Annotated in this window: 17 protein-coding genes and 1 riboswitch; of the genes, 11 read left to right on the plus strand and 6 right to left on the minus strand. The window is 41.2% G+C overall.

Annotation, left to right across the window (positions count from 1 at the left end; genetic code table 11):
• Positions 1-406: 406 nt before the first annotated feature.
• The 3 genes from EDM53_RS04960 to EDM53_RS04970 all read left to right on the plus strand — a co-directional run bounded on the left by EDM53_RS04960 (position 407) and on the right by EDM53_RS04970 (position 3747).
• A complete protein-coding gene (locus tag EDM53_RS04960) occupies positions 407-1846 on the plus strand; it encodes an AAA family ATPase (protein ID WP_130122553.1) in 1440 nt (479 codons plus the stop codon).
• A gap of 213 nt (positions 1847-2059) precedes the next feature.
• A complete protein-coding gene (locus EDM53_RS04965; RefSeq protein WP_130122554.1) occupies positions 2060-2629 on the plus strand; it encodes a helix-turn-helix transcriptional regulator in 570 nt (189 codons plus the stop codon).
• Positions 2629-3747 (plus strand): aminotransferase class I/II-fold pyridoxal phosphate-dependent enzyme, encoded by a 1119-nt coding sequence (locus EDM53_RS04970; RefSeq protein ID WP_165379660.1) that lies wholly within the window; start codon positions 2629-2631, stop codon positions 3745-3747. Before EDM53_RS04965 ends, EDM53_RS04970 begins: the two co-directional genes overlap by 1 nt.
• 114 nt (positions 3748-3861) lie before the next feature.
• Here EDM53_RS04970 and thiD read toward each other — a convergent pair whose 3' ends face one another.
• The 5 genes from thiD to EDM53_RS06580 all read right to left on the minus strand — a co-directional run bounded on the left by thiD (position 3862) and on the right by EDM53_RS06580 (position 7904).
• Entirely contained in the window at positions 3862-4734 is an 873-nt protein-coding gene (gene thiD / locus EDM53_RS04975; protein ID WP_130122556.1) for a bifunctional hydroxymethylpyrimidine kinase/phosphomethylpyrimidine kinase, read from the minus strand.
• On the minus strand, positions 4731-5675 hold the full coding sequence (gene thiL / locus EDM53_RS04980; protein WP_130122557.1) for a thiamine-phosphate kinase: 945 nt from the start codon (positions 5673-5675) through the stop codon (positions 4731-4733). Before thiL ends, thiD begins: the two co-directional genes overlap by 4 nt.
• Positions 5659-6447 carry a hydroxyethylthiazole kinase gene (thiM, locus tag EDM53_RS04985; RefSeq protein ID WP_130122558.1) on the minus strand — a complete coding sequence of 263 codons (789 nt, stop codon included), beginning with the start codon at positions 6445-6447 and terminating at the stop codon, positions 5659-5661. The genes thiL and thiM overlap by 17 nt, the downstream gene beginning before the upstream one ends.
• Positions 6444-7085 carry a thiamine phosphate synthase gene (gene thiE, locus EDM53_RS04990; protein ID WP_130122559.1) on the minus strand — a complete coding sequence of 214 codons (642 nt, stop codon included), beginning with the start codon at positions 7083-7085 and terminating at the stop codon, positions 6444-6446. The genes thiM and thiE overlap by 4 nt, the downstream gene beginning before the upstream one ends.
• A gap of 76 nt (positions 7086-7161) precedes the next feature.
• Positions 7162-7274: riboswitch (TPP riboswitch) on the minus strand.
• A gap of 123 nt (positions 7275-7397) precedes the next feature.
• Positions 7398-7904 (minus strand): TspO/MBR family protein, encoded by a 507-nt coding sequence (locus EDM53_RS06580; protein ID WP_130122560.1) that lies wholly within the window; start codon positions 7902-7904, stop codon positions 7398-7400.
• Between the two features lie 121 nt (positions 7905-8025).
• Between EDM53_RS06580 and EDM53_RS05000 the strand changes: the two genes are divergently transcribed.
• Complete coding sequence (locus EDM53_RS05000; protein ID WP_130122561.1) at positions 8026-8517, plus strand: GyrI-like domain-containing protein; 492 nt, start codon at positions 8026-8028, stop codon at positions 8515-8517.
• 173 nt (positions 8518-8690) lie between these two features.
• On the opposite strand, the gene EDM53_RS05005 is transcribed toward EDM53_RS05000, so the two are convergent.
• On the minus strand, positions 8691-9281 hold the full coding sequence (locus EDM53_RS05005; protein ID WP_130122562.1) for an SAP domain-containing protein: 591 nt from the start codon (positions 9279-9281) through the stop codon (positions 8691-8693).
• 420 nt (positions 9282-9701) lie between these two features.
• On the opposite strand from EDM53_RS05005, the gene tsaD reads away from it, so the two are divergent.
• The 7 genes from tsaD to atpG all read left to right on the plus strand — a co-directional run bounded on the left by tsaD (position 9702) and on the right by atpG (position 18560).
• Positions 9702-10718 carry a tRNA (adenosine(37)-N6)-threonylcarbamoyltransferase complex transferase subunit TsaD gene (tsaD, locus tag EDM53_RS05010; protein WP_130122563.1) on the plus strand — a complete coding sequence of 339 codons (1017 nt, stop codon included), beginning with the start codon at positions 9702-9704 and terminating at the stop codon, positions 10716-10718.
• 7 nt (positions 10719-10725) lie between these two features.
• The gene (locus tag EDM53_RS05015; protein WP_130122564.1) at positions 10726-10905 is read left to right on the plus strand and encodes a hypothetical protein; all 180 of its coding nucleotides are present in this window, start codon (positions 10726-10728) and stop codon (positions 10903-10905) included.
• A 10-nt stretch (positions 10906-10915) separates the two neighbouring features.
• Positions 10916-12790, plus strand: a complete 1875-nt coding sequence (locus EDM53_RS05020) for a transglycosylase domain-containing protein (protein ID WP_165379661.1) — start codon at positions 10916-10918, stop codon at positions 12788-12790.
• An 83-nt stretch (positions 12791-12873) separates the two neighbouring features.
• A complete protein-coding gene (polA, locus tag EDM53_RS05025) occupies positions 12874-15465 on the plus strand; it encodes a DNA polymerase I (RefSeq protein WP_130122566.1) in 2592 nt (863 codons plus the stop codon).
• A gap of 80 nt (positions 15466-15545) precedes the next feature.
• A complete protein-coding gene (atpH, locus tag EDM53_RS05030; RefSeq protein WP_130122567.1) occupies positions 15546-16094 on the plus strand; it encodes an ATP synthase F1 subunit delta in 549 nt (182 codons plus the stop codon).
• 17 nt (positions 16095-16111) lie between these two features.
• Positions 16112-17635, plus strand: a complete 1524-nt coding sequence (gene atpA / locus EDM53_RS05035) for a F0F1 ATP synthase subunit alpha (protein ID WP_130122568.1) — start codon at positions 16112-16114, stop codon at positions 17633-17635.
• 7 nt (positions 17636-17642) lie between these two features.
• A complete protein-coding gene (atpG, locus tag EDM53_RS05040) occupies positions 17643-18560 on the plus strand; it encodes an ATP synthase F1 subunit gamma (RefSeq protein ID WP_130122569.1) in 918 nt (305 codons plus the stop codon).
• Positions 18561-18591: the final 31 nt, after the last annotated feature.

An 18591-nucleotide genomic window follows, 5' to 3' on the forward strand; every position in this document is an offset into this window, starting at 1 on the left:
TTGCAACAGGAAATATACCTGAAATCAAAGACTTACGCCAACTAACAAATAAATACAGTTTAACTTTAATTTTTTCCCCGGACAGCAGTGCGTGAAAACGGGCATCCATTTGCCTTTTCCAACAACTTCACAGACAACTATTGCCCGAATTCTTTTCATTCCAATTAATTTGCGGACAGGCTCTAAGGGGGCTTTGCTCACAGTGATGGTGGGAGAAGTTCTCTTGAAAAAATCCGACGGAGATAGGATGTATGCCTTAGGTACTGAAATATGAAACCTAGAGGACATGATAAATAGCACCGTCAGATCTCAAGAAGCTAAGAACATCATCTTGAGCAATTTATTGTTGACTTAACTTAATGCTCAAGACATGATATAATATATCTTAAGCATTATAATAGTTGTCATGTTTGAAACCACATTTATTGGCCGTAAGGCGGAATTAGAGCGCCTAAAAAGTCTGCACAGAAAGAAGATTGCTGCTCTTTGTGTTGTTAAAGGACGTAGAAGAATTGGAAAAAGTAGACTTATAGCAGAGTTTGCCAAAATATCCGGTCGTCAAACATTTTGGAGTTTTGCAGGACTCGCTCCGGAAGGCGGAATTTCTCCCCAAGAACAAAGGGATCATTTTGCACGGCAATTCGCACTAATGTTAAAAATTCCACCTATGACTTTCCTAGATTGGAGTGATGCCTTTGAGCATTTGAGCCTTCATGTTAAGCCTGGGGATATCATCATGCTTGATGAGATTTCGTGGATGGGATCAAAAGACCCAAGTTTTATTGCTAAGCTTAAAGCTTGGTGGGATAAGCAAACGACTCACGTATTACTTGTCTTTTGCGGCTCGGTATCAACCTGGATTGAAGAAAATATCTTAAAGAGTACTGCGTTTTTTGGACGTGTAAATCTCACCATCAGCTTAGAGCCGTTATCAATCCCTGAAAGTGCAGAGTTTTTAAGAACGCTCGGCATGAAGCTTTCTCATTATGATATGTATAAGCTGCTCACCATTGTTGGTGGAGTGCCATGGTATTTGGAGCAGTTTAATCCTGCTCAAACAGCTGAAGATAATATCAAGCAGCTTGCCTTTGAAAAAAACGGCTTACTGGTAACGGAGTTCGATCGTATTTTTCACGACCTATTTAATGGCAAAGGTGCTACGTACAAGAAGATCTTGGATAGCCTGAAGGATGGTGCCAGAACTTTATTGCAAATTAGGCAAAGCATAGAATTTGCGCACAGCGGTACTCTGAGTCAAATGATGGAGCATCTGATTGTGGCAGGCTTTGTTGTTAAACAATCCTTATGGTCATTCAAAACAGCGCACCCCTTAAAACAGAGCTTATATAGAATCTCAGACCAATATATGAGATTTTATCTGAAAGTCATTGAGCCAAATGCAAGTGCTATTGAAGACGGTGGATTCGATCAAGTGCCGCTTTCGACTATGCCAGGATTTGAGACCCATATAGGCCTGCAACTTGAAGCACTGCTTTTGCAAAACCGTCGGTTATTGCTTCAAAAATTAGGCATTTCACCAGTTGATATTGTGCGTAGCGGACCTTATAGACAAACAAAAACCACAACTCAACAAGGGTGTCAAATCGATTATTTAGTGCAGACCAAAACAAATAGCTTGTTTATTTGTGAATTCAAGTTCAAAAGAGGTGAAATTAGCAGCGATATTATTACTGAAATGCAAAAAAAGATATCAAGGTTAAAAACCCCTAAGGGATTTGCAAAAGTACCTGTGCTGTTTCATTTGAGCGGTGTGTCTAGCAATGTCGCTACCAGTAATTATTTTTATAGAATTATTGATATCGTTGACTTTATTAATAGTGGTTAATTACAAGTGAGCATGAGGGATTGTGGTTTGATGCATCCCTTCCTCATGGATACCGTAACCTTTCTGATGGTGCAGTGTTGTTTCACGATATGATTCATTATACGACATCAACTTAGTGTCACTTTTTGTGTAGACTTTTTAGTCTTAATTTGCTTGACAATCGATACTAAATAATACATACTACTATAGTATGTAGACTATAAGGTGTAAATAATGTTATCCAATTACATTCCAATATGCGATGCTATTGTTGAGTTGATGGATCCTTTAGTAGAGATTGTCGTGCATGATATCGCTCAAGACAGTATTGTGTATGTCAATGGTAAACTTTCTAAGCGTAAAGTATCTGATCCAAGTCTTCTGGATGCAGAAGGACTCAATAATATAGACCGAATAGTCTATCCAAAAGTTAACTTTGATGGCAGACTTGTAAAGTCCATCTCAGTAATACTTGAGGGTAAATATCTTCTGTGTATCAATTGCGATATTTCAACATTCAGTAAGATGCAAGAGTTAAGTACCGCCTTACTTCAAATGGGTAATCAGCCTCAGTCACTTTTTACTAATGACTGGAAAGAAAAATTGCATATCAGTATCCATTCTTATTTGCAGAATCATAACCTGTCATTCGATCATTTATCTCAAAATGACAAAAAAACTTTGGCTAAGCATTTATTTGATCTTGGAGCATTTCATGAAAAAAATGCAGCAGATTATGTAGCAAAAGTTCTTGGCTTGGGCAGGGCGACTGTTTTTAAATATTTGAAGGAATGGAGGAATTAATGGAAATTTTTAAATTAGAGGAATACCTGGCAAAATACGAATTTGTAGCAAAGTATTTGTTATGCTGCTCGGATGCTGAGAGCTTTCATATGTCAGAAATTATAGGTATGGCCAGTTCACGGCAAATGGATTTATGGCAGCACTTACGTCTTGGATATACTGAAGTCCCTGGGTTGCCAGCTTTGCGCGAAACGGTAGCAGAGGAATTATATCCTGGACTTAAAGCAGGTAGCATACTCACGTTTGCGGGGGCCGAAGAAGGAATATTCTGTACGCTTAATGCTATTGTTGCGGCTGCAGATCATGTAATCGTTTTAACGCCTTGTTATCAATCACTCTTTGAAATTCCAAAGTCTCGTGGTGCGAATATTACAGAAATACAGCTAAAAGAAGAAAATGATTGGCGTATTGATTTACATGCGATCCAAAGGACTATTAAATCAAATACAAAGTGCATTATCATTAATTTTCCTCATAACCCTACTGGGCAGGTGATTGAAGAAGGTGAGCTAAAATCCCTGGTAGAGATATGCGAGTCAAATGGTATATGGTTATTTTCCGATGAAGTTTATAGGCTGCTTGGCAAGCCTGAGCAACCTTGGGCGCCTCCTGCTGCATGCATTTATAACAAAGCTTTGTCTCTCGGTGTTATGAGCAAGGCGTTTGGTATGGCGGGTCTTCGAATAGGTTGGATTGCATGCCAAGATCAACCAATGCTTAAAAAGATAGAGCAAATGAAGCACTATACATCCATCTGCAATAGTGCACCTTCTGAGATATTAACTCTAATTGCTTTGCGTAATAAGGATGCGATCTTGGAACGGAACAATAAAATCGTTGCTGATCATCTCAAACTTCTCGATCAGTTTTTCATAGAATACAGCCATCTTTTTGAGTGGGTTCGTCCACAGGGGGGATGCGTTGGGTTCGTAAAATATAAAGGGGCGGGTTCTATAGAATCTTTCTGTGATCGACTGGTGAATAAGCGGAATGTACTTCTGATGCCTGCATCCATCTATGATTATGCAAGCAACCATTTCCGAATAGGGTTTGGCAGAAAGAATATGCCTGAGTGCCTTGATCAGCTCAAAGAGTTTTTGCGTCATGAAAATATTTAACCTTGATCGAATTCAAAAAAGCATCGATATCACTAAGGATCTTGAGGCTTTAATCAACTCTCAAAAAGCTGCGGTTATCGATTATTCATGAGGTTTGTACGATGCGTCATGGTGTTATCTTTTATCGGAAGGAAGATATTTCCATAGATGATGGAAATGATGTACTGGTCCGTGTCCTTTTCCTATAGCAATGTCTTTGCTATGAAGTATTGCGGCGTGCAGATAGGTTTTAGCTTTTTTACATGCATCTAAAGTAGAGAGTCCTTGCCCGATAAAACTTGCGATGGCTGCGGACAAAGTACATCCAGTGCCATGAGTATTTTTAGAATGAATGCGTGGCGCTGATAATATTTCTGAAGATCGTGCGGATAGGAATAAATCGTCTGAAGTATGAGAGTCTTCATGTCCTCCTTTTAAAAGGACGGAGGTGCACCCCAAATCAAGCAATCTTTTTGCCAAGATATTCTTATCGTCACCTGGTACTAAGGCTTTAGCTTCTGGCAAATTAGGTGTAATGATGTGGACGATAGGTATCAAGCTTTTTTTTAAAGCTTTTATGGCATCATTTTGCAGAAGAGTGTCTCCACTTTTAGCAACCATGACTGGGTCTAAAACGATTGGAATATCTTTAGCATTTTGGATGAGAAAGGCAGCTACTAGCTCTATGATTTCGGTAGAGAAAAGCATACCGATTTTAATGGCATCTGGTTTGATATCATCAAATATGGCTTGAAGTTGCTCTTGTATTGAGGAAATGGTGAGATCGTAGCAAGATCTGACACCGCAGGTATTTTGTATTGGTAGAGCTGTTAGTACGGTCATTCCATAACATCCTGTTGCGGAGAATGTTTTGAGGTCTGCCTGTATTCCAGCGCCACCGGATCCATCGAATCCTGCGATTGAGAGGGCGGTCTTGAGTTGTTTCGTGGTGCTTGTGGTGTGAGTATTAGTTGAGTCATTGACTGTTGGTATGTTTTGAAATGTCATGCATCTTCTCCAAAATGTGTAAAGAAGTTGGTGGTCACATTGACGTACTGATTATTTCTTTGAAAGGATATTCCGGTACCGTCAGTGATATGACCGATGACCTTTAAGTTGTAACCGAAGTTTTGTGTAAATTCATGAGCTACTTTGTCAAATGAATTTCTGGATGCTGTGAAAAGCAGTCCATAATCTTCGCCTCCTTGCAAAGCAACTTGGACTGACGCTTCGTGTGTTAGATGGCTTTCCAGAAGGTTAAGATCAAGCACAGCTTGCTTATTTGAGCTTGAAGATAGGCGTTTCAAATCTACGTATAATCCATCTGAGATATCCATCATACTGTTTACAGATGGCACTGTGCCAAGCCATATTCCTTCATTGATTTTTGCTGTTGGCCGCAAAAAGCTGTTTATGTATTTTGGATGGATGGTGTGTGATTGTTCTAAGGCGAGGAAGCCCAAGTGTGCGAACCCCAGATCTCCTGCGACGCAAATAACGTCATCGTTTTTAGCTGTACTTCTTTGTTTGAGATTACATTCTGGTGCATGACCGAGAGCCGTGATACTGATGAGGAGATGGTGTTTTGAAGCGGTGGTATCTCCGCCGATCAGTATGACGCCGGCTTTGTCACATGCTACAGTTATGGAGTGTAAAAAATCGACGGCATACTTTTGGAGTTGGTGTGAAATAGATATGCCGCACAAGATGTATAGAGGTTTTGCCCCCATTGCAGCGATATCGCTTAAATTTGCGTGTAAAGCTTTATGAGCAAGGTCTTGAGGTGTATAGTACTTGGTACGAAAGTGTACGTCTTCTACAAGCAAATCTTTGGTAATTACATATCTTTGATTGGAATCGATATGTGGTAGAATGGCTGCATCATTACCGATGAAAGCGCCTGGTGAGCTGTCTTGCAAGCTTTTGACTATTTTATCTTCGCTGATCATATAGTGCTCTCATTGATGGAATATCTGGTGTATGTAATTGGTCCAGGAATGCGACTTTAAATGCGCCTGGGGTTTGATATTTTTTTGAGACCACTTCTCCGCAGAGGGCGAAGTAATGTGCGGCGATAATTACAGCTTGAAAGGGGTCTTGTTCTATAGATTGAAATGCTGCGATGACTGCTGTTAGGGTACAGCCCATCCCTGTGACTGTTTGCATCAGTTTGGAACCAAATGGTACTTTGATCGACTGATCTCCGTTTGTGATCAGATCTACGGGACCACTTACCATTACCACCAAGTTATTTTTTTTGCTTATAGACGTTGCAATGGAAGCAGCTTCATCGGTGGTATGTGTAGCTTCCACCCCGTATGTTTGATGGTGATGATCTGCCAAGGCTATGATTTCGCTACTATTGCCTCGCACAAATTTTGCAAAAGGCAGTATTGATTTAGATGTGTTGGTTCTGATGGTAGTGGCTCCTGCACCGACGGGATCAAAAACGATTGGTACATTGTGTTTTTGAGCAATTTCTATTGCTTTGGCGGATAATTTAATGAATGGATCATTAAGTGTTCCTATGTTTATGTAAAGTGCTGATGCGATGTTAACCAGTTCATTGATTTCATTTTCGGATGTGGTCATGATTGGTGCGGCGCCGACTGCAAGAAGTGTATTTGCGACAAACTCCATCGTGACTAGATTAGTTAGGCAGAGGATGAGGGGCTTTTTGGTTCTCAGGTTAGCGAGAGTTTTTTGGATATTATTTATCATTGGTTCGCCTTTGTGATAATTGTGATCAAATTTTTGGTGATTAGGAATGGATCTTGTGCATTGTGAAACAGTCCAATGGCAGCGATTCCAGTTGCGCCGGCACGCATTACTGAAGCTGCGTTGTCTGTATCTATTCCACCTATTGCCACAATTGGCAATGATGAAAGGAGTGCGACCTGAGTTAATCCAGTGAGGCCCCAGACTGTTTGTACGTTGGGTTTATTGTTGGTAGGAAAGATTGGGCCGACGCCTATATAATCTATGGATTGGGAATATGTCTGTGCGTTTTGAGCTTCTGTTATGGTATTGACGCTGAGGCCAATGATTTTGTCTGGTCCTAATGCGGCTCTTGCTGTTGTAATTGGGGTATCTGATTGTCCCAAGTGTATTCCATTTGCTTTAAGCTTTATACAAGCCTCCAGTTGATCGTTGACTATCAAGGGGACATTGTAGGAGTCGAGCAGGTATTTTAGCGATTGACCAAACTGGAGGAATTGTTTGAGCTGCAATGATTTTTCTCTGAGTTGGACGGAAGTGACTCCTGCTTTGAGGCACGCTTCAACGAACTGGAGATAAGCGTCTGTAGGGATGTTATGTTTATTTGTGACGAGCATGAGTTGCAAAAAACTGTTATTCATATCTTCCTCATGTTGTTCTTGATAAGGAAGACAGAGTAGGAGTTTGCAAACTTACCATGCTATTGATGGATAGTTTTTACATAATCCTTCACGCTCCCTCCGCAGGTATTAACCAGAGCAGGTTCTAAGGGTATTTCTCAGCTTTGATAGGACAAGATGTGAACTAGCAAAGCACCCCTGGTGAGCAATACCAACTTTCTAAAACGAATGGATTAAAAAATTGGTATAAAAATTTCACGAGACCATACTACTTGATGGATGTGGGGAGTCAAGTAGAAAAGTGGGTTTGGAGTATATAGTGCTTTTGTGTTTTTAGGTATGCTGGAGTATGTAATAGTTTAGGTAGGTTGCAAATAAAATCCACAGCAGATATGGGGCCATGAGTATGGATACTGATTTAATTGTTGAGTAAGACAACAGAATCAGGATGCTGACCAGGATATTCATGACGACTAAGACCAGAAGTGATATATGGACGAGATGGTAGTGGAAAAATAGAGGTGTCCAGCTCCAGTTTAAGACTAGGTGGAGAATATACAATGCTTTGATATGTGGGAGCTGTGGAATGGGTTTGGAGGACCATATAATCCAGCCACAGGTACCTATGACGGCATACAAAATAGTCCAGACAATTGGAAAGACGTAATTTGGAGGTGTAAGAGGTGAGCGTGGTATACTGTTGTACCAGGTACTGACATCTGGTTTGGTTGAATAGCCTATGATGAATCCTACTCCGATGACGAGAGTTATCCAAATGATTAAAGAGAGATAGTTTTTATTTAGTGCATTCATAAACCCTGTGGTGCTTGGTGTAGCCATATGTTTTACACTCTGTCCACTTAGACGCTTTACTTTGTAAAAAGTATTGTTGTGGTTATATACTTACATTTTACCTGTTTTTGTGTTATTGGAAAACAGGAAAACAAGTATATAAGGAAAGATGCGGAAAAGTGTAGAACGACTAGGAGAGATTAGACTAGTTGGTATTAGTGTACGTACATCGAATTGGTGTGAAATGAATTCGGATACTGCGAAAATAGGACGTACTATGCAAAAGTTTCTTAGTTCTGGTATGCAAACACGAATTCGGGGGCGTAGGAGCCCGGGAACAGTATTTGGGGTTTATACCGGCTATGAAAGCGATGAGAATGGCGAATACAGATACTTTGTGGGGGAAGAAGTGGATGTTATTGACGCTCTTCCAGAATATTTTGAGGTTTTAACCATCCCTGCGCAAGCGTATGTAAAATTGACTTCGGAGCAAGGCTCAATACCTGCTGTGTGTATCGATATGTGGCAGAACATATGGCGAATGAAAGCGACTGACTTAGGAGGTGAAAGAGCTTACATAGCGGATTTTGAAATTTACGATGAGAGAAGCAAGGATTCAAAGAGTGCTATCATCGATATATACATAGGTATTCAAACATGAGCGTATCATCGCTAGTAGATCCATTACTGGTGAAGGAAATTAAAGTTATTTCCTATGATTCAAATTGGCCTCATATTTACGAGAATGAAGCGGGGATGATATGGGGCTCAGCAAGGTATTAGTGGGCACCGAGAGCTGAGGGTGCTGGCAAGATTTGGAATGGCGGTAATAATTTATAGGTATCCTTTCAAAAATTGGGCTACTAAATTTTTATGTTTTGTGCGTTCAATGTTCCAAGCATTGAGGATGTCGCTACGGGTTGCATGCTTGTGATCGCTTAAATAACCTTTGACAAAATTAATATAGGCCCACTCTTTTTTAGGTGTCTTGGAATATATTTTTCTCAACTCATATTCTGTGATCCACATGTTAGCAAACTCTTGGTATGTGGGTGGATTGGCTTCTGCCCAGCGACTTTTGAGCCAATCAATACCGAAGGCTGTGAAGTGGAAGTGTGGACCTATAATTTCTTTGAAGAAAAGCCTGGTTTTGAGATCATTTTTATAAGATCCCTTAAGCATTAAGGCTTCTGTGCTTAATGCAGGCTTGTCGTGACGATTTGAGAGGGACTTTGCGGGATATTGAGCTAAGTTAGTCTTTTCGCCTATTTTAATAAAATGGACTATTCTATCTATAAGGTCAACTTTTGTGCCTTTTGTAGAGAGGTGAAGATTTACACAGTAAACCTTTTGCAGAATTAATTCGCGGACAGTCTCTAAGACGTAAAGGTGACGACGTATGAGCTGTGTTCTGAGAAGGCTCAATATGCAAGCTTTTTGAAGCTAGTGAACTGCAAGTTTATTTCCCTTGACGCAGCAAAACGAAATGGTTATGGTGCAGCGGGTTCGTGTTGTCTCTAAAATAAGAATAATATTGTTATAAAAGAAAAGTTAAACATTAGAACCGATTACCTCAGTGCAGATGGGTGTTTTGGAAGTTGGAAAGAAGGATGTAGTATAAACTATATTTATACTGCACGATGTGAAATTTCCTCTAGAACAGACCAAGGCGATATTTAACGAATATAAGGTCTCTTCTCACTACTACGTTGCTTGGAAAAGCATGGAAGAGATCTTAGGGTGAAATCAGCAATAGTTTGATGTAGCCTAGCGCTCTGGAAATGCCTGTGGGAATGGATTTATCTCTGGTGTTCATTCAGAAAAAGCTATAGGAGTGATCGATTCATGATAGTGATGGGCATAGAAAGTAGTTGTGACGAGACATCTGTATCGATAGTTGCAGAGAACAAAACCATCTTGTCGTTGTGTACTGTTTCGGATTTGGTAGAACACAGGAAGTACGGTGGTGTTGTTCCTGAGATTGCTGCTCGTAACCATTTAGAGCACATCACTGATCTTGTATCGCTAGCGCTTTTTGAGGCTAATTTGGACTTAGAGCGTGTTGATGCTTTTGCGGTTACTGCGGGTCCTGGTTTGATAGGTGGTTTGATAGTGGGGGTCATGACGGCCAAGGCGCTTGCTTCTGCGATGAAGAAGCCTTGTATTGCAGTGAATCACTTAGAAGCCCACGTACTAACGATCAGACTTGTTGAGGATATAGACTTTCCTTATATTTCTTTGCTAATTTCTGGAGGGCACTGTCAATTTCTTGAGGTATTGGGGGTAGGCAAGTACAGGAAGTTAGGTGGGACAATTGACGATGCCCTAGGGGAGACATTTGATAAGGTGGCAAAGATGTTAAACTTGAGTTATCCGGGAGGGCCTGCAATAGAAAAGCTTGCAGCTTTTGGGGACAAATATGCTTATGATTTTCCTAAGCCACTTTTGAAAGAAAAAAGCTGTGACTTTTCGTTTGCTGGTCTCAAGACGGCGATTAAAAGGACTGTAGACAAGCTTGAAGATGTAGAGCGAGAGAAAGCTGACATTTGCGCATCATTTCAAAGAACTGTGGTTCAAATACTGCAAGAGAAGATCAAGCATGCAGTAAGGGTGTCTAGAGTGCAGAATAACAGAGCATTTGTGGTGTCTGGGGGTGTTGCATCTAATCTTTACATTAGACAGGAGTTGGATGAGACGCTGAAGTCGCTGAATTTTCAATTATATACTCCTCCACTATCTCTTTGTACGGATAACGCTGCGATGGTGGCATGGACTGGTGTGGAAAGGTTCCGTCTTGGGTTAGTGGACGAGCTGAGCTTTGCACCAAAACCAAGATGGCCACTGGATATATACCTCTCATAAATGAAAAGTGGCAAGAATATGGAAAAGAATAGACGACAGGAAATTTGGAAAGGAGCTAGGAGGGCAAGCGGTGAGTACGAAGCGCGTATATTTATACGTAACGAAGTCCGAATCCCGAATCCCGACGACGCCAACTTTTCAAATTAACGGAGTATATGTGACGAATGAATTTTTGATTGATGTATAGTGAGTCTGGGATGCTAAAAAAGAAAACTAGTAAAACGCCGAGGAAAACGAAGGGATTTAAAATATTAAGAAATAAAATCTTTGTATTATTGCTTAAATGCTTTGTTGTGTTGCTTTTTGGATTAGGATGCATGTGTCTTTTGTTGGTATTGTACTACTCGAGAGATTTGCCGGATATCTCTGACATACATGATCTTCAAAGGCAGCCGACGATTACGATACTTGATTCTAGAGGTAGGGTACTTGCTAACTATGGTGATATGTATGGTAGACGCTTAGAATATCAACAGATACCGCAAGATTTGATTGAGGCTGTAATTGCGGCTGAGGACAGGAGGTTTTTTGAGCATTGTGGTATCGATATCTTTGGTATTTTAAGGGCTCTTTATAGGAACCAAGTAGCGGGCAAAATAGTGCAGGGGGGTAGTACTATTACTCAGCAATTAGCAAAAATTATATTTTTGAACTCTGAACGTACACTAAAGCGTAAGATTCAAGAGATGTTGCTGGCTTTGCGATTGGAAAGAACTTATACAAAGCAGGAAATTTTAAGTATCTACCTTAACAGAGTGTATTTAGGTAGTGGTAATTTTGGCATAGACGCTGCGTCTATGTATTATTTTGGTAAGCTTGTAGAGCATTTGACATTGTATGAATCTGCAATGTTAGCGGGTATGCTTAAAGCTCCGTCTAGTCTTTCTCCATTAACGAATCCTTTACGATCTGTACGTCGTGCTAAGTTAGTGCTCCAGGGTATGGAGGACATGGGCTTTGTCAGTTCCACGGATATAAGAAATGAGCGACCGCCTAGGGTGATGCAGCGTGGTAGAATGAGGGGTGCTTTACAGAACCCATACTTTGCGGATTATGTAGTGGAGCGCTTGACGGATTTGATCGGTATGTCTAACCGTGATTTGAAGGTTTACACTACGTGCGACATACAGCTTCAGGAGGACTTGGAAAAAGCTATATCGCTACAGGCGAAGTCCAACTTCAAAAAATATGACGTTGGTCAAGCTGCTGGGGTTGTTCTTGGTAGGGATGGTGCAATTAAAGCGATGGTTGGTGGTATTTCATACGCGAATAGTCAGTTTAACAGAGCTGTGTATGCAAAAAGACAACCGAGTTCTGTGTTTAAAATATTTGTGTACTTAGCGGCGTTAGAGAATGGTGCTACTGTTGGCTCAATGGTTGAGGACTCTCCGATCACTGTAAATCACTGGTCGCCGCGTAACTTTGTCAACAGATACGCTGGGTTAATGAGGTTGGATAAAGCATTTGCGGATTCTGTCAATACTGTTGCGGTGAAGGTATCAGAAAAGCTAGGGCGTTATAAAGTTATAGATATGGCCCGCAGATTTGGTATTACGGAGAAACTCTCGAATGTTCCAAGCCTTGCATTAGGTACGGATGTCACTTCCTTGTTGAAGCTAACCGCTGCAATGCTTCACATTGCTAATAGCGGAATGCGGTTTAAGCCCCACGCTATTACGGCGATATTTGAGAAATCTACCAACAACATTTTATATAAATATGATGCTGGGGAGCCGACTAGGTTAGTTGACAATCACAGTGCTATAGAGTTGAAGTCTATGTTGTACAAAGCAATTAAAGAGGGTACGGGAAGGGCTGCATCTAGTCCTGGGATTAAAGAATATGGCAAAACTGGAACGTCTCAAGATTTTAGGGACGCATTGTTTGTGGGGTTTGACGAGCGTTTGGTTACTGGAATATGGGTAGGTAACGACAACAATCAACCTATGAAGAGGGTTTCTGGGGGTACTTTACCGGCAAAGATATGGAAGGATTTTATGAGTATGTCTAGAGCTCGATATGATAGAGGTGAAATAGCTGGAAAGAATGATGACACATCTGGAAAAAGGTAGTATGAGTGAAGTGGATTGAAGTATGTTTATCAGAAGCGAGGTTTATGCTGATAAAGGAACGTAGCGTGGTGTATAGATAAAAGATGAAATTGCTGTTGATAGATGGTTATGGTTTCGTCTTTAGGGCCTATTTTGCCTTTCCACCTCTTACGAGATCTGATGGGCAGCCTGTGGGTTGTGTATACGGCTTTGTAAGCATGTTAAGCAGGATTTTGCTTACTAATGAGGTGGACTACGTAGGTGTGGTACTTGACTCGGGTCAGAAGAATTTTAGGCACACGATTTGTGAGCAATACAAGGCAAACAGGGAAAAGCCGCCAGAGGATCTGATACTACAATTTCCAATGATTCGAGAGGCAATAGAAGCTTTTGACGTGGTATCGATGGAGCAACATGGGTTGGAAGCGGATGACTTAATAGCGATATACTCACAAGCAGCGAAGAGTCAAAATATAGATGTTACTATAATGTCATCTGATAAAGATTTGATGCAGCTGGTAGATGAGCGTATTAGGATAGTGGATCCGATAAAGAATCTGGAGATTGGTGTGCAGCAGGTATTTGAGAAGCTTGGTGTCTATCCGGAGCAGGTATCGGACTATTTGGCTCTTGTGGGGGATTCTGCGGACAACATAAGAGGTGTTCGGGGCATAGGACCAAAGAGGGCGTCTGATCTTTTGCAACGATTTGGTTCACTTGATAACATTTATGGATGTATTGATGACATCAAGGAAGGTCGGATTCAAAAGCTGCTGATAGAGGGTCGTTCTGACGCATATACTGCGAAGGCCTTAAGCGATTTAAGACGTCCATATGATCTGTCATGTGATTTGGAGCAGTTGAGGGTAAGACCGATTAATAAGGGGAAACTGCTTAGATTTTTAGAGGCGCAGGAATTTAAATCATTACACCGTAATATTTTAAACATTATTAAGGGGGATGATAGTTCAACTGGTGCAGATGGTGCTGGTGTGGAGGAGCGGACTGAAGAGGTGCAGCGCCGGGCATTTCGTATATTTGATGATTTTGGTGATATTGACGTCAAAAAGATACAAAAAGCTGGTGAAAGTGCTGGTATGATTGGGATATATATGGATTCAGACTATCTTTACATCAGTGCATCAGAGGAGCACATACAGATATCTATGGTTAGAGAGCGATTGGATTTTGTGGAGCAGAAGGACGCAAGGAAGGAAGTTCTCATTGGATTGAAGGATATTTTTGAGTCTGATGCTATTGTAAAAGTACTGGCGGATGTAAAGTTTTGGTACAAGACACTGAGTACGCTTGGTATTAGTTTGAGTGCTTTTGAGGATGTCATTTTGATGGCTTACTCGGCATCTACTTCTAAAAGTGAGTACAACATAGAAGCTTTGGTGAAGCTTTACCTTGGTGACTCTTTTACACTAAATTCATCTTCCATACTAGGTGTTTTTAAGCGTTTGCAACGTCTTCTTTATCTTCAACGTCGTGTATACTGGTATGACAGAGTAGAGAAGCCGTTAAATATCTTGTTGGGCGATATGGAGACGATTGGGATTAAAGTAAGTCAAGGTGTGTTGATATCGCTATCAGAAGAGTTTAAAAGCAAGATGTATGAGCTAGAAAAGTTGATATTTGAAGAAGTGGGGCGCAATTTTCTGCTTAGCTCGTCAAAACAGTTGGGTGAAATATTATTTGAACACCTCAAGTACCCCAAGGGTAAGAAGCTGAAATCTGGTGTGTATGCTACGAGCTCTGATGTGTTGGAGGAGCTGTCAAGTATGGGTTATACACTGGCGGACAAGATACTAGCATGGAAAAGCTTACATAAGCTTTTAAACACATATATTGTGGGTTTATCAAAAGCTGTGGATGCAAGGGATGGGAGGATACGTAGCACGTTTTCTACGATTAGTACAAACACTGGGAGGTTGACGTCAAATAGTCCTAATCTTCAGGCGATTCCGATTAGAACTGAAGATGGTGCGAAGATTAGGCGTGCATTTGTATCAGAGCAGGGTAGTACGATTATTTCTGCGGATTATTCGCAAATTGAGTTACGTCTTCTTGCTCATATTGCGAATATTGACGTACTGAAGGATGCATTTGCACAGCGTCGTGATATTCATGCTATTACGGCTTCTGAGGTATTTGGGGTACCATTGGAAGAGGTTGATGAGAATCTTAGAAGGAAGGCCAAGACGATTAACTTTGGTATTATTTATGGTATTGGTCCTTTTGGTTTAGCGAAACGATTGGGAATATCGATGCAGGTTGCCAAAGAATACATAGAGGCCTATTTTAGGCAATACCCTGGTATTCAAGAGTACATGCACAATACGATAGAGTTTGCCAAGGAGCACGGATACACGGAAACGATTTACGGTCACAAATGTTTTATAGACGTTAACGAAATCAGGAGTACGAATTTTACGATTCGTCAAGCTGCGGAGAGAGCTGCCATCAATGCCCCTATACAGGGGAGTGCTGCTGATATCATCAAGAAAGCGATGGTGATGATGCCTGTACATTTAAAGCGGTGTATGATTCTTCAAGTGCATGATGAACTGCTATTTGAAGTGAGCGGAGCAAAGGTTGAAGAATATAGTAGGAATATTAGAGATGTGATGAGCAGCGTTTGTAATCTGACCGTACCACTAGATGTAGACATTAAGTGTGGAGCATCGTGGTAAATTGGATTTGGTCTAGATTTAGTGTTGAAAGCTTTTGAAATGTATGCTAGTCATGGGGCGATAGTATATCGTCTGTTCTTATGAATGCATCTAAAGAAGAAATAGCGAGGCGCTACTCGTACGCTTTGTTTAGCGCCGCTGAGCAATTGGGAGTTCTTGAGGTTGTTTCGAAGGATTTGGAGTTGTTGACTGAGTTCATCTCTGCAAATCGGAGCAAGTTAAGGATGGCCTTATCTGAGACTGTTTCTTCTAGGGTTAAAGCTGTGTTTCTAAATAGTGCGTTAGCTGTTTTAGATTTACATCAAGTCACACTGAACTTTATTAGACTAATGTTATTTCACAACAGGCTTCACAGCATCATGAGTACGATTGATGCTTTTCATGGGTTGATGAGGGAACGGAACGGTGAGTTAATAGTGAACGTCAAAAGCGTGGTGCCTCTTGAACAGATGAAATTAGAAGCGATGAGGGAGGAGTTTGAAAGCATTTTTGGAATGAGGGTTGTGATTAACTATAGCATTGATACTGAGGTACTGGGTGGAATGGTGGTGGTGGTAGGTTCACATATGTTTGATGCTACGCTGAGAACGAAGTTAAGGAATCTACGGAAACTGGCCTTGCAAATTTGAAATATTTAGGGACTTGAATGAAAGCATCGGAAATATCAGATATTCTTAAAAAGCAAATCATGAACTTTTCTGGGGAGGCGGAGTTTTGTGAAATTGGACAGGTAGTCAAGGTTTTTGATGGTATAGCGATTGCATATGGGCTTGACAACGTATTTCTTGGAGAGCTTGTGGAGTTTGCGAGTGGCACAAAGGGGATGGTGCTGAACATAGAGGAGGACAGTGTTGGGATTGTAATATTTGGTTTGGATCGTGGAGTACAGGAGGGGGATGTCGTTAAAAGAACGGGGAAGACTGTAGAGGCCCCATGTGGTATGGGGTTATTAGGCAGGGTAGTAGATGCTCTTGGTAACCCGATAGATGGTAAGGGGCCTATAGAGAATGTCACGTACAGTAAGGTTGAGATTAAAGCTCCTGGGATTATAGATAGGCAGTCTGTGAATGAGCCTTTGCAGACGGGGATTAAGGTGATAGACGCACTGATACCTATTGGTAGGGGTCAGAGGGAGCTTATTATAGGCGACAGACAAACTGGCAAAACAACCATAGTCTTGGACACGTTTTTAAATCAAAAGCACTCACATCTTAATAAGGACCAGGACAAGATGTTATATTGCATATATGTTGCGATAGGACAAAAGCGCTCTTCGGTTGCCAGGATCGTGAAGAAATTGGAAGAAGAGGGTGCGCTTGAGTACTCTGTTATTGTTGCTGCTACAGCGTCTGATGCTGCATCTATGCAATTTTTAGCTCCTTATACTGGTTGCGTTATAGGTGAGTATTTTCGTGATAATGGTATGAATGCATTGATCGCTTACGATGATTTAAGTAAGCACGCGGTTGCATATAGACAGATGTCCCTGCTTTTAAGAAGGCCGCCTGGAAGGGAGGCTTATCCTGGCGACGTTTTTTATCTGCATTCTAGGTTATTGGAGCGTGCGGCTAAGATGTCGAAGGAGAAAGGGGGTGGTTCTTTGACGGCGTTACCGATTATTGAAACGCAAGCTGGTGATGTTTCTGCTTATATTCCGACGAATGTGATATCTATAACGGATGGTCAAATTTTTTTGGAGACGGATCTATTTTTTAAGGGAGTGAGGCCGGCTGTGAACGTTGGGTTATCTGTTAGTCGTGTTGGTTCTGCGGCACAAATTAAGGCGATTAAGCAGGTTGCTGGGAGTATCAAGCTAGATTTAGCTCAATATAGAGAGATAGAAGCGTTTGCCCAATTTGGTTCAGATTTGGACACGGTGACTAACAAGTTGCTTGTGAGGGGAGCAAGGCTTAGGGAGATTTTGAAACAGCCTCAATTTGATCCGTATCCTGTTGAAGTTCAGGTGGCTGTGATATTTGGAGCTATACATGGGTATTTGGATCACATAGCACTGAAGGACGTGAGGAGGTTTGAGGAAGAACTGATTAGAAATTTGCGACTTCACCATAACGAGCTTCTTGCTGCAATTCGATATGAGCAGAAAATATCGCAGGTGACCGAGGAGGGTTTGAAGTCTGTGATAGAATCTCTGTCCAAAGTTTTTACCTGATTTACGTATGAGCTCACTTAAATCTCTTAGAACCAGGATTAACGGTATTAAGTCAACTCAGAAGCTAACGAAGGCTATGAAGATGGTTGCTGCTTCGAAGCTAAAGAAGGCAAGGGATATTGCAGAAGCATCGCTTCCTTATGCGACTGCGTTGAATGCGATGACGCGATCCATAGTTTCGAATTTAGATGACGTGACTCAAATTCCAGCCTTGTTATCTGGTAGATGTAAGCGGGAAAAAGTTTTGCTGCTTGTGGTGACTGGGGATCGGGGTTTATGTGGAACTTTTAACGCTTCGATAGTGAGAGCTGTGAAGGCTTTTTTGGATACTTTGAGTGACAGTAGTTCTGTTGATTTGATTTGTATAGGTAGAAAGGGTTACGAGCTTTTAAAGAGGCAGCACTGTGATATGATTTCGTACAGTATCAACATTGGTACTAGCGTTGATCATCCGGCTATTGCTAAGGAAATAGGGGGGCGTCTTGTAGCGTCTTTCACGGAGGGCAGATTTGATATTTGTTGGATGTTTTATCATCAATTTGAATCTTTACTGGTTCAAGTGCCGATTCAAGAGCAGCTGATACCGCTACCTGTTGATGTAGCTGATGTAGGAAAGACTGCTGGGTCGGTTGCTGGTAATCTTTCTAAGTCTGAGAAGAATGTAGTGGGTACATTGTATAAGTTTGAGCCATCTTCGGAGTTGGTACTACAGAATTTGGTGACAAAGAATATTGAGGCGCAGGTACTGAAGGCGGTTCTTTCGAGCTATGCTGGGGAGCAGGGAGCGAGGATGGTTGCAATGGACGGTGCTACTCAGAGTTCTGACAAGATTTTGAAGAATTTAAGTTTTGTGTACAACAGAACGAGACAAGCTTCTATTACGAAGGAATTAATAGAGGTGATTTCTGGAGCGGAAGCGGTTTAAAGTTTGGTGTAATTTTGTATTTGTCTGATGA

Source organism: Rickettsiales endosymbiont of Peranema trichophorum (genome assembly GCF_004210275.1).
In the GTDB taxonomy this organism is placed as follows: domain Bacteria; phylum Pseudomonadota; class Alphaproteobacteria; order Rickettsiales; family Midichloriaceae; genus RICK02.

Bases quoted from the DNA above. Each gene is read 5' to 3' on its own strand.
- thiD (WP_130122556.1), bottom strand. From the start codon at position 4,734: ATGACATTTCAAAACATACCAACAGTCAATGACTCAACTAATACTCAC.
- atpA (WP_130122568.1), top strand. From the start codon at position 16,112: ATGAAAGCATCGGAAATATCAGATATTCTTAAAAAGCAAATCATGAAC.
- EDM53_RS05000 (WP_130122561.1), top strand. From the start codon at position 8,026: ATGCGGAAAAGTGTAGAACGACTAGGAGAGATTAGACTAGTTGGTATT.
- thiE (WP_130122559.1), bottom strand. From the start codon at position 7,085: ATGAATAACAGTTTTTTGCAACTCATGCTCGTCACAAATAAACATAAC.
- atpH (WP_130122567.1), top strand. From the start codon at position 15,546: ATGAATGCATCTAAAGAAGAAATAGCGAGGCGCTACTCGTACGCTTTG.
- atpG (WP_130122569.1), top strand. From the start codon at position 17,643: ATGAGCTCACTTAAATCTCTTAGAACCAGGATTAACGGTATTAAGTCA.
- EDM53_RS06580 (WP_130122560.1), bottom strand. From the start codon at position 7,904: ATGGCTACACCAAGCACCACAGGGTTTATGAATGCACTAAATAAAAAC.
- polA (WP_130122566.1), top strand. From the start codon at position 12,874: ATGAAATTGCTGTTGATAGATGGTTATGGTTTCGTCTTTAGGGCCTAT.
- EDM53_RS04970 (WP_165379660.1), top strand. From the start codon at position 2,629: ATGGAAATTTTTAAATTAGAGGAATACCTGGCAAAATACGAATTTGTA.
- thiL (WP_130122557.1), bottom strand. From the start codon at position 5,675: ATGATCAGCGAAGATAAAATAGTCAAAAGCTTGCAAGACAGCTCACCA.
- thiM (WP_130122558.1), bottom strand. From the start codon at position 6,447: ATGATAAATAATATCCAAAAAACTCTCGCTAACCTGAGAACCAAAAAG.
- EDM53_RS04965 (WP_130122554.1), top strand. From the start codon at position 2,060: ATGTTATCCAATTACATTCCAATATGCGATGCTATTGTTGAGTTGATG.
- EDM53_RS04960 (WP_130122553.1), top strand. From the start codon at position 407: ATGTTTGAAACCACATTTATTGGCCGTAAGGCGGAATTAGAGCGCCTA.
- EDM53_RS05020 (WP_165379661.1), top strand. From the start codon at position 10,916: ATGCTAAAAAAGAAAACTAGTAAAACGCCGAGGAAAACGAAGGGATTT.
- tsaD (WP_130122563.1), top strand. From the start codon at position 9,702: ATGATAGTGATGGGCATAGAAAGTAGTTGTGACGAGACATCTGTATCG.